Below are 14,019 nucleotides of genomic sequence, written 5' to 3'. Positions count from 1 at the left end.
ATAACCTGTTTGAATCACAGATTTTCATCACAGTTTTCACAGAAACAGAGGTGAATCGTGTTGAGTATTTAACGCTCCAGGGCCTCTGCCATTTCCCTCATCAATGTTGCGTCTGCATCCGATAAGTTGATATTCAATGCCGCGACATTTTCGCGTACCTGTTCCGGTGCAGTAGCCCCACTAAGAATGGAGATTAAATCACTCTGTTTTAATATCCACGCCAGTGCCAGAGTGGGAATTGTGCACTGATAACGAGCACAGAGTGGCTGCCACTGTTCAAGCATATCAATCACTTTCAGCATGTTTTCACGCTGGAACCAGACTTTATTTGCCCGAGCGCCACCCGGAACGTAATCACGAGTGATGGTACCGGTCAACAATCCCTGCTCTAGCGGGGAATAAACCTGTACCACAATGCCATTATCACGACATAGCGGCAGCAGTTCGCTTTCCAATGCCCGGTCGAGGATACTGTATTTCGCCTGAATAATATCCAGTTCACCATATTGCAGATACTCGCGGATATGGTCAGCATCGACGTTAGCAGCGCCTATAGCGCGAATTTTTCCTTCGGCCTTTAACTCATTGAGCACTGCGACAGTTTCAGCTATCGGCGTAAAAAATGGCGGCACCGACTGCCAGTGCGTCATGTAGATATCGATGTAATCAATACCCAGACGTTGCAAGCTGGCTTCTACCTCTTCGCGGATAGATTCCGGGGAAAGGTTTTTATACAACTGCCGATCGCCAACTTTGTTGAATAAACTCCCTTTTCGTTCCCAGACAATGCCGCATTTGGTTTCTACTACAACCTGTTCACGGGGCAGTTTTTTTAACGCCTGACCGACGATAACTTCACTATTGCCAAAGTTATATCCTGGCGCAGTATCAATCAGATTAATGCCACAACGATGGGCTTCAAGAATCGTATCAATACATATTTGCCGATCGAGATCGCCATTCCATGCAGGACCGCCGCCAATGGCCCATGTCCCCAACCCCATTCGCGAAAGCGTAATATCCGTTGTGCCTAAAGGTATCTTTTTCATTTGCCTTCATTATCCTTCGTATTCTTCCAGCAATTGTTCGACCAGCTTTCTGTTTTTTACGCCGGTGGTGGCACCGACGCTTAGAACCGAGATAGCCGCCGTTGCATTGGCAAAGCGTGCGCATTCACGCAGATTTTTGCCTTCTAACAGTGCCGCAATAAAACCTGAAGCAAAGTTATCGCCCGCGCCAATGGTGTCGATGGCGGTTATTCCTGCGACCGCCGGCACCTTCATCGTCATGTCACCACGCTTGATAAAGCAGCCGTCTTTACCCGTTTTAATCACCACCGTTTTTACGCCGCACGCAAGAAAGCAGTCAGCAATTTCATCCAGTGTCTCTTTCCCGGTGAGTAATTTTGCCTCGGCAAAATTAGGAAACAGATAATCGACATAACTCAATGCTTCGCAAATATCATCCAGCGTTTCATTCAACCGCGGTTTGATCATATCGGCACAGATAATCATCTGCCGGGCTTTAGCTTGCGTAAAAATTTCTGTTAGCGCTTTACCATCCAATAGTGGACTGTTGAAAATACTGGCCAGTGATAATAATTTCGCCTGGGAAAACCGCGCAAAATCAACATCGTCAATATTCAATTTCCACAGACTGCCGTTACGGTTTGTGACAAACGTCCGCTCGCCATCCTCCGTCACCAGTCCAACGTTAATAGAGGTATCTATGTTGACGTCCTGCTTCAGGCTTTGAATATCAATATTCTCTTTGCGGCAATGGTCGAGAATAAATTGCCCGGCGGCATCTTTACCAATACGACTCATTAATGCTGTGCGATGGCCCAGACGAGAAATAATTGTTGCTTCATTTATTGCATCACCCCCGGTGGTCATTGCGATTCTTTCAAGAGGATAAGAATCCACATCAAAGATATTTTTACTGACCGGTTGCAATGGAATATCAACAATAGCGGCACCTATACAAATAACGTCGAGATTATCCATATCATTATTCCGCTTTGCCATCAGAACCGAACAGTTTAATTTTTTCCAATGCCCGTTCTTTTACAGCTTTACGTACTTCACGTTCTAAATGCAGGAAAGGCTGATCCTGGTTTTCTTTCACTGCTACCATTGCGGCCTGACAGAGCTCCGTATGAATGTTGATTTTCGCAATACCCAACGAAATTGCAGTTTTAATGTCGGCATCACTGATCCCCGATGCGCCGTGCAAAACCAGCGGAACAGAAACAGCATCGCGTACGCCTTTGACGACCTCAAAGTTCAATTGTGGCTCTGACGTATAAACCCCATGCTGGTTGCCGATGGCGACAGCCAATGAGTCACAGCCCGTACGTTCAACAAATTCAGCCGCCTGGTCAGGATCGGTATAGTGATAGCCCGCCAGCGCTTCCTCATAAACGGTTTCATTACCGACATGCCCTAATTCCGCCTCTACCGGAATACCCAGCGGATGGAAGAAATCAACAGCCTCTTTGGTTAAACGAATATTTTCTTCGAAATCAAATGCGGAAGCATCACGCATTAATGAATTCATACCATGAGTCCAGGCGTTATGAATAATTTCCATACTCCGACCATGATCCCAATGAGTTATTACCGGCACCGTTGCTTTTTTTGCCATTGATACCATCATGTGAGAGAAATCTTCAAATGAGGTGTTCCCGACAAAACCTGTACCAAAAGAAATAATAACCGGTGATTTCGCTTCTTCGGCTGCGTCGATAACGCCCATCAACATTTCTGCATTCCATACGTTAAAATGGGCAATTGCATAATGTTTATTTGTGGCATCGTTTTCCCAATATCTGATATCTGCGAGCATATTCTGTTCTCCCGTATTAATTAATCGCTAATTTTAATAACGCCTTTAATAATGTCGCGTTTGTTGTTAACCGACTCTTCAAATGCCTGTTGTACATCCTGATAATCGTAAATATGTGTCACCATCGATTTCACATCTAATCGCCCTGAGGAAATAGCTTCAATCGTGACCGGATAACGATTGGCATAGCGGAATACTGTCTGGATAGTGACTTCGCGATTGATTTTGAGGAAATTGATTGCCGAATCGCCCGGTACAGTACCAACAATCATAATTTTACCGCCGCGCATTACCAGATAAGGTGCCTGTTTAACGGTGACCGCAGAACCCGCTGTTTCGAAAACAATATCTGCGCCCATTTCTTCGGTAAATTGCTGACAGCGTGCAATAGTGTCTTCTTTTGCGCCGTTAATAACCACTGTCGCGCCGAGCTGTTCCGCCATTGTCAGACGTTTTTCCAGCACATCAACGACGGCAATATCCGTAGCTCCCAGGCATTTGCACGCTTGCAACGTCATCAAACCAATACAACCCGCTCCCAGAATAATTATCTTCTTACCCGGTTTAACATCTGCCAGCATCGCGGCATGCATCCCGACTGCGGCAGGCTCCACCAGCGCCCCTTCCATCGTGTCCATATTGTCGGGCAGTTTGTAAGTAAAGCTCTCCGGATGACACAGATAGTGCGTTAATGCGCCGCGGTAGTTAGGTTGTGTCGCCATAAAATCAACGTCCGGGCAGATGTTATATTTGCCTTCCAGACAGTAACGACAGTGACCGCAAGGAACGCCAGGTTCGATATTTACCCGATCCCCCGCTTTAAATTTGCGCACACGGCTTCCCACAGCCACAACCGTCCCGGCGCATTCATGACCCAGGCCAATTTCTTGATTTGGGTCTTTAGGCGGAATAAACGGGCCTGATTCGAAACCATGTACATCTGAACCACAAATACCGACATATTCCACTTTAATCAAAACTTCATCTTCTTTAGGCACAGGTATTTCTGCTGAAATAATTTTCATTGTGCCCGGCACCTGCAATATTGCTTTTGAATTTTTCATTTTGAATCCACCAGTATTATTTATTGACTACTGCATCAATACTTAAACTTTCAACGGAGACACCTTTCGTTTCAATTCCAATGGTGGCGATAGCAATTGCGACAATAATTGAAACAGCCCCCAGAAGAATAAAGACTCCCGTTACGCCATAACTACTGAGCAGCACTGCAACGGCATAAGGTGCGGCAATACCACTGATTCGCCCTACCGCATTCGCCAGACCGGAGCCACGTAATTTGGCCTCTGTCGGCCAGATTTCAGGGACATACACTGCCGAGGCATAGCAAACGTACATATAGACGAAAGTAATCAGGAAGAAACCAATCAGCGTTATGAGCAACATACTGGTTTGCAGTGAATAGATATATCCGAGCACCGCAATCAGGATTAATAGCCCCACACCCATTGTTTTACGCGGAATTTTATCCATCACCAGCATGGCAATAAAAATACCAAATGGCGCACCAAACATACTCATGGTATTTAAAACAATCGAGTCTTTTAAATTAATCCCCTGGGTCATGAATATTGTTGGCAACCAGTTAATTAGTGTGTACTGCACAACGTTCATGGCAATCAGCACACAAGAGCCTAATATCACGCGTTTCAGTAATACTCCTGTCAGTAAGGCTGAATACGGCACCGCTTGTGGCGCTTTACCGTCATCAGCAATAACCACGGGCGGCAAAGGTTTACCCGTCTGGCGTATGATGCCTTCTTCTATACTCCGCATGACTTTCTCGGCTTCCTGATACCGTCCGCGCGATTCCAGCCAGCGCGGGGATTCAGGAAAGTAGCGCCAGGCCAGCGCCGTAGCGATAAGCGACAATATTGCAGGGATAAGCAGTTGTACTCGCCAGTTCCACTCTGCACTAATCAGCGGCGTGAGTCCCATCGCAATCAATGAACAGAGCGGATATGACCAGTTGCCAATAAAAGAAACCCGACTGGACCACGTTCCGCGATTTCTACCGGGCATATATTCGGTGAAACCAGCAAACAGCGTCACCAGTAAAGCTCCCAGCCCAACGCCCATCACAAAACGGCAGGCAATAAGGAAATCCATATTCGGTGAAAAAGCACCGACCACCATCGAGGCAATATGAATGGCCTCATAGAGGATGAACGCATTTCTGCGACCGGTTTTGTCACCGATGATGCCGCCAACCAGCGCACCGAGAAACATTCCGGCGGTCGTGATTGCTGAGAATGTGGCAGTGGTGGAATTATCTGTCCAGCCCAACGCTTTCAGCTGCGCGAGGATCAAGCCACCAACGGCATTACTCCAGCAGACAAGCAAGCCAAACGCGACGATAGCAAACATTGACGAATGCCAGCGGCAATCCGGTAAGCGATCCAGCCGAGCACCACAATGCGGTTTTGTTATCTGTTCCATGCGATAACGTTCCTTCAGGAGAGTAGTTAATCATCAAAGTCGTAAGTCATGATCACTTTGATTGCGGTTTTATCGACCATCGCATCAAACCCTTCGCGCCATTGCGACAGGCCGATACGATGCGTGATCATCGGTTTGACTTTGATAGCGCCGCTGGCTAATAGCCGGAGAGCGTTACGCCATGAGGTGGAGTCATAGGCCATATGCCCAATGATGCTTTTGTTCCAGGCGGTAATGTCATTAATCGAGAAATCAAGAGGTTTGAAGCCCATTCCAACGCGTACTACTTCCCCATTCGGGCGGAGCATTTCGATGGCTTGTTTCAATGCGATATTGGCACCGGAGCATTCAATCACCAGTCCCAGATTGTCTTTGCCACAAATTTGCTGGCAGCGCGCCACCACATCTTCGGTAGAACCATTTACTACTGCCGTCGCACCCAGTTCTTTTGCAACCGGGAAGCGGACCGCCACATCTTCTTGTAGACCAACGACGACGATATTTACCGCCCCCATAATCCGCGCCATTTGTACGGAGAACAGCCCGAGTGGGCCAGTACCGATGACGACCACATCCTGACCAGGGAGGAATTTCGATTGCTGCGCGATGGATTTGTAGGCATTACAGATAGGGTCAAGTACGGCTGCGTCCTCATAATCAACACCATCAGGGATTTCCCACAACGCATGACGATGAATTTTGAGAATTTCACCAGGAACCAGACAATATTTGGAAAAACCACCGCCCCAGGTATTGTTATCCAGACCAAGGTTTACTTTTTCTGTACAACACAGAAAATCACCTTGTTCACAGGCCGGACAAACGCCGCAGACGTGACCGCTGTTATCTGACACGACGCGTTGCCCCACTTTCCAGTCTTTGACTTTTTCACCAACCTGCGCAATACAACCTGCGAACTCATGGCCGCGGATAGAGTTAAACTCATCAGAACCGCTATCGACATTGTAGTGCTTCATGTCTGCGCCGCAGATTGCCGCGGCTTTAATTTCAATCACGACATCTTCCGGGCCACAAATGGGTTGTGGGACATCGATCATCTTGTAGCCGCCAAAGGCTTTGCCAAACCGAGCCAGTGCTTTCATTGCGTCATCCTCTGTGTTTTGTTTTGCTTAGATGGTCATCATACTTACCCACATGATTTTTGAGGTCAACATAAAATCTGTAAAACACAGATAATGATCTGCGTTTTACAACTCAGATCACAATTACGCAGAAAATGGCTGGATCTGTTACAGGTTGATGGAAGGCGGAACGCAAAATGAGCAAATTTGAGAGGGATTACCGGCCAAATAGGTCTGAGACTTAAGTTCAGGAGAAGTCATTCAGGCGTGAACGCGACTGCAAGAGACCGGACTGGGGCTTTGCCTGGTCGTGACGAGATAATTGAGATGAGTCGTGGGGTTATTGTTGGCTATCCCCTTTATAACCGCGGCAAAAAGGGGACAAACCACTTACTTAAACATGGCAATAGGCTTTGCTGAGATACCAAAATCTTCTTTTAACTGTTGTTTGCTCTTCATGACCATCTGACCATTTGTGTCAATTGTCATATGCTGTGCTTCGGTATTATGGCGGGCTTGCCACAGCATCACCAGTTGCAGGCAGTTCTCTTTTTGTTCCTCGGTCAACGTAACGCCATCAGGCCATTTCCCCAGTTCAACGGCTGTCGACAAACGCTGGTATACCTCAGGCGTCATGCTGTTGATAATGTCATCAAGATTCATAATTTTTCCGCTCCTGTGGAATAAGTTGCTGAATCGTTTTTTCAACCGTTGATTTCTTCGCCGTTTTCGCCATCGGTAAAGCGTAAAGAGGCTGAGTTAACACAATAACGTTCACCCGTTGGCTGCGGCCCGTCGGGGAAGACATGCCCCAGATGGGCATCACAGTTACCGCAACGAATTTCTATGCGCTGCATCCCATGTGACAAGTCTTTGATATAACGAATGGATTCTTCACTCACCGGTTCGTAGAAACTGGGCCAGCCACAGCCGGAATCATACTTGGTTTGGGAATGAAACAGCGGGGCATCGCAGATCAAACAGTGATATACGCCGTCACGCTTGTTATGCAGTAAACGACCCGTAAATGGCGGCTCTGTCCCATGATTCTGCGTCACGTAGAACTGAATCTCGGACAAATTTTTTTTCAGTTCTTCTGCCGAAGGTTTATTAGCCATTTGCTCACATCTCACTTTAATCGTGCTCACATTACGTGACTGATTCTAACAAAACATTAACACCAACTGGCAAAAATTTGTCCTAAACTTGATCTCGACGAAATGGCTGCACCTAAATCGTGATGAAAATCACATTTTTATCGTAATTGCCCTTTAAAATTCGGGACGCCGACCCCATGTGGTCTCAAGCCCAAAGGAAGAGTGAGGCGAGTCAGTCGCGTAATGCTTAGGCACAGGATTGATTTGTCGCAATGATTGACACGATTCCGCTTGACGCTGCGTAAGGTTTTTGTAATTTTACAGGCAACCTTTTATTCACTAACAAATAGCTGGTGGAATATATGACTATCAAAGTAGGTATCAACGGTTTTGGCCGTATCGGTCGCATTGTTTTCCGTGCTGCTCAGAAACGTTCTGACATCGAGATCGTTGCAATCAACGACCTGTTAGACGCTGATTACATGGCATACATGCTGAAATATGACTCCACTCACGGCCGTTTCGACGGTACCGTTGAAGTGAAAGACGGTCATCTGATCGTTAACGGTAAAAAAATCCGTGTTACCGCTGAACGTGATCCGGCTAACCTGAAATGGGACGAAGTTGGTGTTGACGTTGTCGCTGAAGCAACTGGTCTGTTCCTGACTGACGAAACTGCTCGTAAACACATCACCGCTGGTGCGAAGAAAGTGGTTATGACTGGTCCGTCTAAAGACAACACTCCGATGTTCGTTAAAGGCGCTAACTTCGACAAATATGCTGGCCAGGACATCGTTTCCAACGCTTCCTGCACCACCAACTGCCTGGCTCCGCTGGCTAAAGTTATCAACGATAACTTCGGCATCATCGAAGGTCTGATGACCACCGTTCACGCTACTACCGCTACTCAGAAAACCGTTGATGGCCCGTCTCACAAAGACTGGCGCGGCGGCCGCGGTGCTTCCCAGAACATCATCCCGTCCTCTACCGGTGCTGCTAAAGCTGTAGGTAAAGTACTGCCAGAACTGAATGGCAAACTGACTGGTATGGCGTTCCGCGTTCCGACCCCGAACGTATCCGTAGTTGACCTGACCGTTCGTCTGGAAAAAGCTGCAACTTACGAGCAGATCAAAGCTGCCGTTAAAGCTGCTGCTGAAGGCGAAATGAAAGGCGTTCTGGGCTACACCGAAGATGACGTAGTATCTACCGATTTCAACGGCGAAGTTTGCACTTCCGTGTTCGATGCTAAAGCTGGTATCGCTCTGAACGACAACTTCGTGAAACTGGTATCCTGGTACGACAACGAAACCGGTTACTCCAACAAAGTTCTGGACCTGATCGCTCACATCTCCAAATAAGTTGAGATGACACTGTGATCTAAAAAGAGCGACTTCGGTCGCTCTTTTTTTTACCTGATAAAATGAAGTTAAAGGACTGCGTCATGATTAAGAAAATTTTTGCCCTTCCGGTCATCGAACAAATCTCCCCTGTCCTCTCCCGTCGTAAACTGGATGAACTGGACCTCATTGTGGTCGATCATCCCCAGGTAAAAGCCTCTTTTGCATTACAGGGCGCACACCTTCTCTCATGGAAACCTGCGGGTGAAGAAGAAGTTCTGTGGTTGAGCAATAACACACCGTTCAAAAATGGCGTCGCTATTCGCGGTGGCGTACCGGTTTGCTGGCCGTGGTTTGGTCCGGCTGCACAACAAGGTCTGCCTGCGCACGGTTTTGCCCGCAACCTGCCGTGGACGCTGAAATCACATCGTGAAGATGCTGATGGCGTAGCGCTGACTTTTGAATTGACACAAAGCGAAGAGACGAAAAAATTCTGGCCGCACGACTTTACGCTGTTAGCGCATTTCCACGTGGGTAAAACCTGTGAAATCGATCTTGAAGCACACGGCGAATTTGAAACTACCTCTGCTCTGCATACCTACTTTAACGTGGGTGATATCACTAAGGTAAGCGTCAGTGGACTGGGCGATCGCTTCATTGATAAAGTGAATGACGCGAAAGAAGATGTACTGACCGACGGTATTCAGACCTTCCCTGACCGTACCGATCGCGTGTATCTGAATCCGCAAGATTGCAGCGTGATTAATGACGAAGCGCTGAATCGTATTATCGCCGTAGGCCACCAGCATCATCTGAACGTTGTAGGCTGGAACCCAGGACCGGCGCTTTCAGTTAGCATGGGCGATATGCCGGATGATGGCTACAAGACCTTTGTTTGTGTAGAAACAGCTTACGCCTCAGAAACGCAAAAAGTCACCAAAGAGAAACCTGCACATCTGGCGCAATCCATTCGCGTTGCGAAACGTTAATTTGCGTTAGTGTTGTGTGCCGGGTGCGATGCATCCGGCACGTATCAACATCACACCATATCCAGCGCAGTTTTTCCTTTTGGTGCCGGATATGCCTTATCCAGCATAGCTAATTCCGCTGATGAAAGTTCGACCTCAAGCACAGCCGCATTTTGTTGGACATGGGCAATCGTGGCCGCTTTTGGAATCGCCATCACACCCTGATGACTGATCACCCACGCCAACAATACTTGTGCCGCGCTGATATTGTGAGCATGTGCAATTTCGTTGACTACCGCGTTTTTTAACAGCCCATTGCGCAACCGCCCGGCCTGGGCTAACGGACTGTAAGCCATCACCGGCATCTGCTGTTTCTGGCACCAGGGAAGTAGATCGTACTCAATCCCTCGTGAACCGAGATGGTAAAGCACCTGATTAGTGGCACACTGATTCCCCCCCGGCAGCTGCCAGAGTTCCTGCATATCGGCATAATCAAGGTTAGAAACGCCCCAGCGGCGGATTTTTCCCTGGGCGATCAATTTTTCCATCGCTGCGACAGTCTCTTCAAAAGCGAAACTGCCAGACCAGTGTAATAAGTAGAGATCGAGATAATCAGAATTGAGACGGCGTAAACTGGCTTCGCATGCATTTATCGCTTTTTGCCCGCCAGCATTCCACGGATAGACTTTAGAGACGAGAAAGACGTTATCACGCAGACCGATTAATGCTTCCCCAACCACTTTTTCGGCACCGCCATCGGCATACATTTCGGCGGTATCAATGAGGGTTAAACCGAGTTCAATGCCCGCGCGTAGTGCAGCAACTTCTGTTTTACGCTGACTGGCATCTTCGCCCATATACCATGTTCCCTGCCCTATGGCTGGCAGTGAGACATCGCCACTAAATTGAATCATTTTTTGTTGCATTGTTTCCTCCCAGGTATTGCACCACCGTAATGCAAAACAGGGCATGACGCCCTGTTTTTATGCACAAAATGCCCTGGAAAGATGCATTATCAGAATTTGTAGGTGATCCCGGTAGAAATCAGGCCAGTCCAGGATTTATCCACCATTGGGCTGTCAGTAACTTCATCAGACAGACGGGTGTAGCGCGCGGTACCGTAAACACTCCAGTCGCCGAGGAAGTTGTAGCTGGCGCTCAGCTCCAGGTAAGGGCTCCAGCTGTCGTTCGGGTTATAGCCACGCAGACCGCTGCGAGCGGACTCTTTGCGCGATACGCCATAATAGTATTCGTTCTGGTTTTCGCTGTTCCACTGCACACCAATACCCGGAGTCACGGTCAGGCCACCGTTGGTGTAACGATACAACCAGGCCATATCCCAGACAATGCCGTTGCTGTTATCCAGGGTATCGCCAGCCAGGGTGGTACGCAGGTAACCGTACTGGGTAAAGTGAGCATAAGACAGACCAGCCATCATGGTGCTCTTACGGTCATCCAGGTGACGCATTTGGTGATCGCCACTGTCTTTAGCTTTGAAGTAAAGCGGCGACCAGTAAGCGGTAATTGAAAGTTTGTCCGTTGCGTCATTCCACAGGTAGTAACCACCACCTAAGCCACGGAACCAGAAGTTATCGCCTTCATAGTTGATTACCGGTACTGGGTAAACATCGGTATCGTAATCTTTATATGGGTGTTCAACGACACCTACGCCTGCGCCCAGGGAAAATTTACCTTCAGCGTGCGCTACGCCTGCAGACGTTGCGATAAGCACTCCAAGTGCCAGAAGTTTGAGTTTGGTCACAATTAATCATTCCTTAAACAAATGTTTAGCGGGCGACAAAGTTTACCCGTCAATACATCGAAACCCAACCTTTTTACGTTTTCATTTTTTAAAGTAACTGTTTAATTTTCCTGACGCAGATGACACCACGCTTACAGCCAAATGAATTTAGCGTTACCGGCGACCCTATTGTTTACATTAATTATGCAAAATTTATGGATGAGTTGTTGATATGCCATTGAAATTAAGAAAGCCGTGCAGGCAAGTTTTCCATTTGCCATCTACGCTTAATTTTGAAGGTGTATCACCGGGCACGTTGTTCTCATCGTCAATAAAATGGCATGAGAGTTGCTGTGTTTTAGCAAGAGACGTCGTTCAGTTTACCTCTTCCGGGAGCCTCTACTATTCATATGAACGGCTCTTAACCTGTGCTAAAAAACGAAAGGACGGCATACCATGAATATATTCGATCACTATCGCCAGCGATATGAAGCTGCCAAGGACGAAGAGTTCACACTGCAGGAGTTTCTTACCACTTGTCGGCAAGATCGCAGTGCTTATGCCAACGCGGCTGAGCGGCTATTGATGGCTATTGGTGAGCCTGTCATGGTCGATACAGCCCAGGAACCCAGACTTTCTCGACTCTTTTCTAACCGGGTCATTGCACGTTATCCGGCGTTTGAAGAGTTTTACGGCATGGAAGACGCGATTGAACAGATTGTCTCTTATCTGAAACACGCGGCTCAGGGGCTGGAAGAGAAGAAACAAATCCTGTATCTGCTGGGGCCTGTGGGTGGGGGTAAATCATCGCTTGCTGAGCGACTGAAATCATTAATGCAGCTCGTACCGATTTATGTATTGAGCGCCAACGGTGAGCGTAGCCCGGTCAACGATCATCCGTTCTGTCTTTTCAATCCGCAGGAAGATGCTCAGATTCTGGAAAAAGAGTATGGCATTCCTCGCCGTTATCTCGGCACCATCATGTCGCCGTGGGCGGCAAAACGCCTGCATGAATTTGGTGGCGATATCACTAAGTTCCGGGTAGTGAAGGTCTGGCCGTCAATTCTGCAACAAATTGCTATCGCCAAAACGGAACCCGGTGATGAGAACAACCAGGATATCTCCGCGCTGGTTGGGAAAGTCGATATTCGTAAACTCGAACACTACGCGCAGAATGACCCGGACGCCTACGGCTATTCCGGTGCGCTGTGCCGCGCCAACCAGGGGATCATGGAATTCGTTGAGATGTTTAAAGCACCGATTAAAGTGCTGCATCCCTTGCTAACCGCCACTCAGGAAGGTAACTACAACGGGACGGAAGGTATCTCCGCCCTGCCGTTCAACGGGATTATTCTCGCCCACTCGAACGAATCCGAATGGGTCACTTTCCGTAATAACAAAAACAACGAAGCCTTCCTCGACCGTGTTTACATCGTGAAGGTGCCGTATTGCTTGCGCATTTCCGAAGAGATCAAAATCTACGAGAAATTGCTTAATCACAGTGAATTGACTCACGCCCCCTGCGCCCCTGGCACGCTGGAAACGCTGTCACGTTTTTCTATTCTTTCGCGTCTGAAAGAGCCAGAAAACTCCAGCATTTATTCAAAGATGCGGGTTTATGATGGTGAAAGTTTGAAAGACACTGATCCCAAAGCCAAGTCGTATCAGGAATATCGTGACTACGCCGGTGTCGATGAAGGGATGAACGGTCTGTCGACGCGTTTTGCGTTTAAGATCCTCTCCCGCGTGTTCAACTTCGATCATGTAGAAGTGGCGGCAAACCCGGTCCATCTGTTCTACGTCCTGGAACAGCAGATCGAGCGCGAGCAGTTCCCGCAAGAGCAGGCAGAACGCTATCTGGAGTTCCTGAAAGGTTATCTGATCCCGAAATATGCCGAGTTTATCGGCAAAGAGATCCAGACGGCCTATCTTGAATCCTATTCCGAATATGGGCAAAACATTTTCGACCGTTATGTTACCTACGCGGATTTCTGGATTCAGGATCAGGAGTATCGCGATCCGGATACCGGGCAGTTGTTTGACCGCGAGTCTCTTAACGCCGAGCTGGAGAAAATCGAGAAACCGGCGGGGATCAGTAATCCAAAAGATTTCCGCAACGAGATTGTTAACTTCGTACTGCGCGCCAGAGCGAATAACAGCGGACGCAATCCGAACTGGACCAGCTATGAAAAACTGCGCACGGTTATTGAGAAGAAAATGTTCTCCAATACCGAGGAGCTGTTGCCGGTTATTTCGTTTAACGCCAAAACGTCAACCGACGAGCAGAAGAAACATGACGACTTTGTCGACCGTATGATGGAAAAAGGCTACACCCGTAAACAGGTGCGTTTACTGTGCGAATGGTATTTGCGCGTACGTAAATCGTCTTAACAACCCTGGCCCGGTACACATGCTACCGGGCCTACAACGACAGCGAACCGTGGGCCAGAGAAGCGGCAACACAGGCGTAGCATACCGTTGGCAAAT

Annotated in this window: 13 protein-coding genes; 3 read left to right on the top strand and 10 right to left on the bottom strand. The window is 48.0% G+C overall.

All coding sequences use genetic code 11. The annotated features are described in order from the left end of the window. Positions 1 to 68 precede the first annotated feature (68 nt). The 8 genes from ydjG to msrB all read right to left on the bottom strand — a co-directional run bounded on the left by ydjG (position 69) and on the right by msrB (position 7,507). A complete protein-coding gene (gene ydjG, locus ACJHX7_RS03880; RefSeq protein ID WP_000723719.1) occupies positions 69 to 1,049 on the bottom strand; it encodes an NADH-dependent methylglyoxal reductase in 981 nt (326 codons plus the stop codon). A 9-nt stretch (positions 1,050 to 1,058) separates the two neighbouring features. Further along, positions 1,059 to 2,006: a sugar kinase gene (locus ACJHX7_RS03875; RefSeq protein WP_001361429.1), complete on the bottom strand. Its 948-nt coding sequence runs from the start codon at positions 2,004 to 2,006 to the stop codon at positions 1,059 to 1,061. Between the two features lie 4 nt (positions 2,007 to 2,010). Beyond that, the gene (locus tag ACJHX7_RS03870) at positions 2,011 to 2,847 is read right to left on the bottom strand and encodes a ketose-bisphosphate aldolase (protein ID WP_000878881.1); all 837 of its coding nucleotides are present in this window, start codon (positions 2,845 to 2,847) and stop codon (positions 2,011 to 2,013) included. 20 nt (positions 2,848 to 2,867) lie between these two features. Further along, entirely contained in the window at positions 2,868 to 3,911 is a 1,044-nt protein-coding gene (locus ACJHX7_RS03865) for an NAD(P)-dependent alcohol dehydrogenase (protein ID WP_000798097.1), read from the bottom strand. 16 nt (positions 3,912 to 3,927) lie between these two features. Further along, positions 3,928 to 5,307: an MFS transporter gene (locus ACJHX7_RS03860; protein WP_094029630.1), complete on the bottom strand. Its 1,380-nt coding sequence runs from the start codon at positions 5,305 to 5,307 to the stop codon at positions 3,928 to 3,930. A gap of 26 nt (positions 5,308 to 5,333) precedes the next feature. Beyond that, positions 5,334 to 6,410, bottom strand: coding sequence for a zinc-binding dehydrogenase (locus tag ACJHX7_RS03855; protein ID WP_094029629.1), 1,077 nt, complete (start codon positions 6,408 to 6,410; stop codon positions 5,334 to 5,336). Positions 6,411 to 6,779: 369 nt separating this feature from the next. After that, a complete protein-coding gene (locus ACJHX7_RS03850) occupies positions 6,780 to 7,052 on the bottom strand; it encodes a YeaC family protein (protein ID WP_001046792.1) in 273 nt (90 codons plus the stop codon). A gap of 41 nt (positions 7,053 to 7,093) precedes the next feature. Beyond that, positions 7,094 to 7,507, bottom strand: a complete 414-nt coding sequence (gene msrB, locus ACJHX7_RS03845) for a peptide-methionine (R)-S-oxide reductase MsrB (protein WP_134805030.1) — start codon at positions 7,505 to 7,507, stop codon at positions 7,094 to 7,096. A 341-nt stretch (positions 7,508 to 7,848) separates the two neighbouring features. On the opposite strand from msrB, the gene gapA reads away from it, so the two are divergent. Beyond that, positions 7,849 to 8,844, top strand: a complete 996-nt coding sequence (gapA, locus tag ACJHX7_RS03840) for a glyceraldehyde-3-phosphate dehydrogenase (RefSeq protein ID WP_000153502.1) — start codon at positions 7,849 to 7,851, stop codon at positions 8,842 to 8,844. 83 nt (positions 8,845 to 8,927) lie between these two features. Continuing rightward, positions 8,928 to 9,812 (top strand): D-hexose-6-phosphate mutarotase, encoded by an 885-nt coding sequence (locus ACJHX7_RS03835; RefSeq protein WP_001317874.1) that lies wholly within the window; start codon positions 8,928 to 8,930, stop codon positions 9,810 to 9,812. A gap of 50 nt (positions 9,813 to 9,862) precedes the next feature. Here ACJHX7_RS03835 and yeaE read toward each other — a convergent pair whose 3' ends face one another. Together yeaE and mipA are read right to left on the bottom strand one after the other, a co-directional pair. Then, positions 9,863 to 10,717: a methylglyoxal reductase YeaE gene (gene yeaE, locus ACJHX7_RS03830; RefSeq protein ID WP_022645784.1), complete on the bottom strand. Its 855-nt coding sequence runs from the start codon at positions 10,715 to 10,717 to the stop codon at positions 9,863 to 9,865. 89 nt (positions 10,718 to 10,806) lie between these two features. Then, positions 10,807 to 11,553, bottom strand: a complete 747-nt coding sequence (mipA, locus tag ACJHX7_RS03825) for a scaffolding protein MipA (protein WP_000163771.1) — start codon at positions 11,551 to 11,553, stop codon at positions 10,807 to 10,809. Positions 11,554 to 11,988: 435 nt separating this feature from the next. On the opposite strand from mipA, the gene yeaG reads away from it, so the two are divergent. After that, on the top strand, positions 11,989 to 13,923 hold the full coding sequence (gene yeaG / locus ACJHX7_RS03820) for a protein kinase YeaG (protein ID WP_001019882.1): 1,935 nt from the start codon (positions 11,989 to 11,991) through the stop codon (positions 13,921 to 13,923). Positions 13,924 to 14,019 lie beyond the last annotated feature (96 nt).

The organism is Escherichia sp. WS1451 (assembly GCF_046487365.1).
In the GTDB taxonomy this organism is placed as follows: Bacteria; Pseudomonadota; Gammaproteobacteria; order Enterobacterales; family Enterobacteriaceae; genus Escherichia; species Escherichia coli.
This window is presented reverse-complemented; position numbering and strand designations above follow the sequence as displayed.

Coding starts and splice junctions, on each gene's coding strand:
- ACJHX7_RS03865 (WP_000798097.1), bottom strand. CDS start 3,911: ATGAAAAATTCAAAAGCAATATTGCAGGTGCCGGGCACAATGAAAATT.
- ACJHX7_RS03855 (WP_094029629.1), bottom strand. CDS start 6,410: ATGAAAGCACTGGCTCGGTTTGGCAAAGCCTTTGGCGGCTACAAGATG.
- ACJHX7_RS03875 (WP_001361429.1), bottom strand. CDS start 2,006: ATGGATAATCTCGACGTTATTTGTATAGGTGCCGCTATTGTTGATATT.
- ACJHX7_RS03870 (WP_000878881.1), bottom strand. CDS start 2,847: ATGCTCGCAGATATCAGATATTGGGAAAACGATGCCACAAATAAACAT.
- ACJHX7_RS03860 (WP_094029630.1), bottom strand. CDS start 5,307: ATGGAACAGATAACAAAACCGCATTGTGGTGCTCGGCTGGATCGCTTA.
- ACJHX7_RS03835 (WP_001317874.1), top strand. CDS start 8,928: ATGATTAAGAAAATTTTTGCCCTTCCGGTCATCGAACAAATCTCCCCT.
- yeaG (WP_001019882.1), top strand. CDS start 11,989: ATGAATATATTCGATCACTATCGCCAGCGATATGAAGCTGCCAAGGAC.
- ydjG (WP_000723719.1), bottom strand. CDS start 1,049: ATGAAAAAGATACCTTTAGGCACAACGGATATTACGCTTTCGCGAATG.
- yeaE (WP_022645784.1), bottom strand. CDS start 10,717: ATGCAACAAAAAATGATTCAATTTAGTGGCGATGTCTCACTGCCAGCC.
- gapA (WP_000153502.1), top strand. CDS start 7,849: ATGACTATCAAAGTAGGTATCAACGGTTTTGGCCGTATCGGTCGCATT.
- ACJHX7_RS03850 (WP_001046792.1), bottom strand. CDS start 7,052: ATGAATCTTGATGACATTATCAACAGCATGACGCCTGAGGTATACCAG.
- msrB (WP_134805030.1), bottom strand. CDS start 7,507: ATGGCTAATAAACCTTCGGCAGAAGAACTGAAAAAAAATTTGTCCGAG.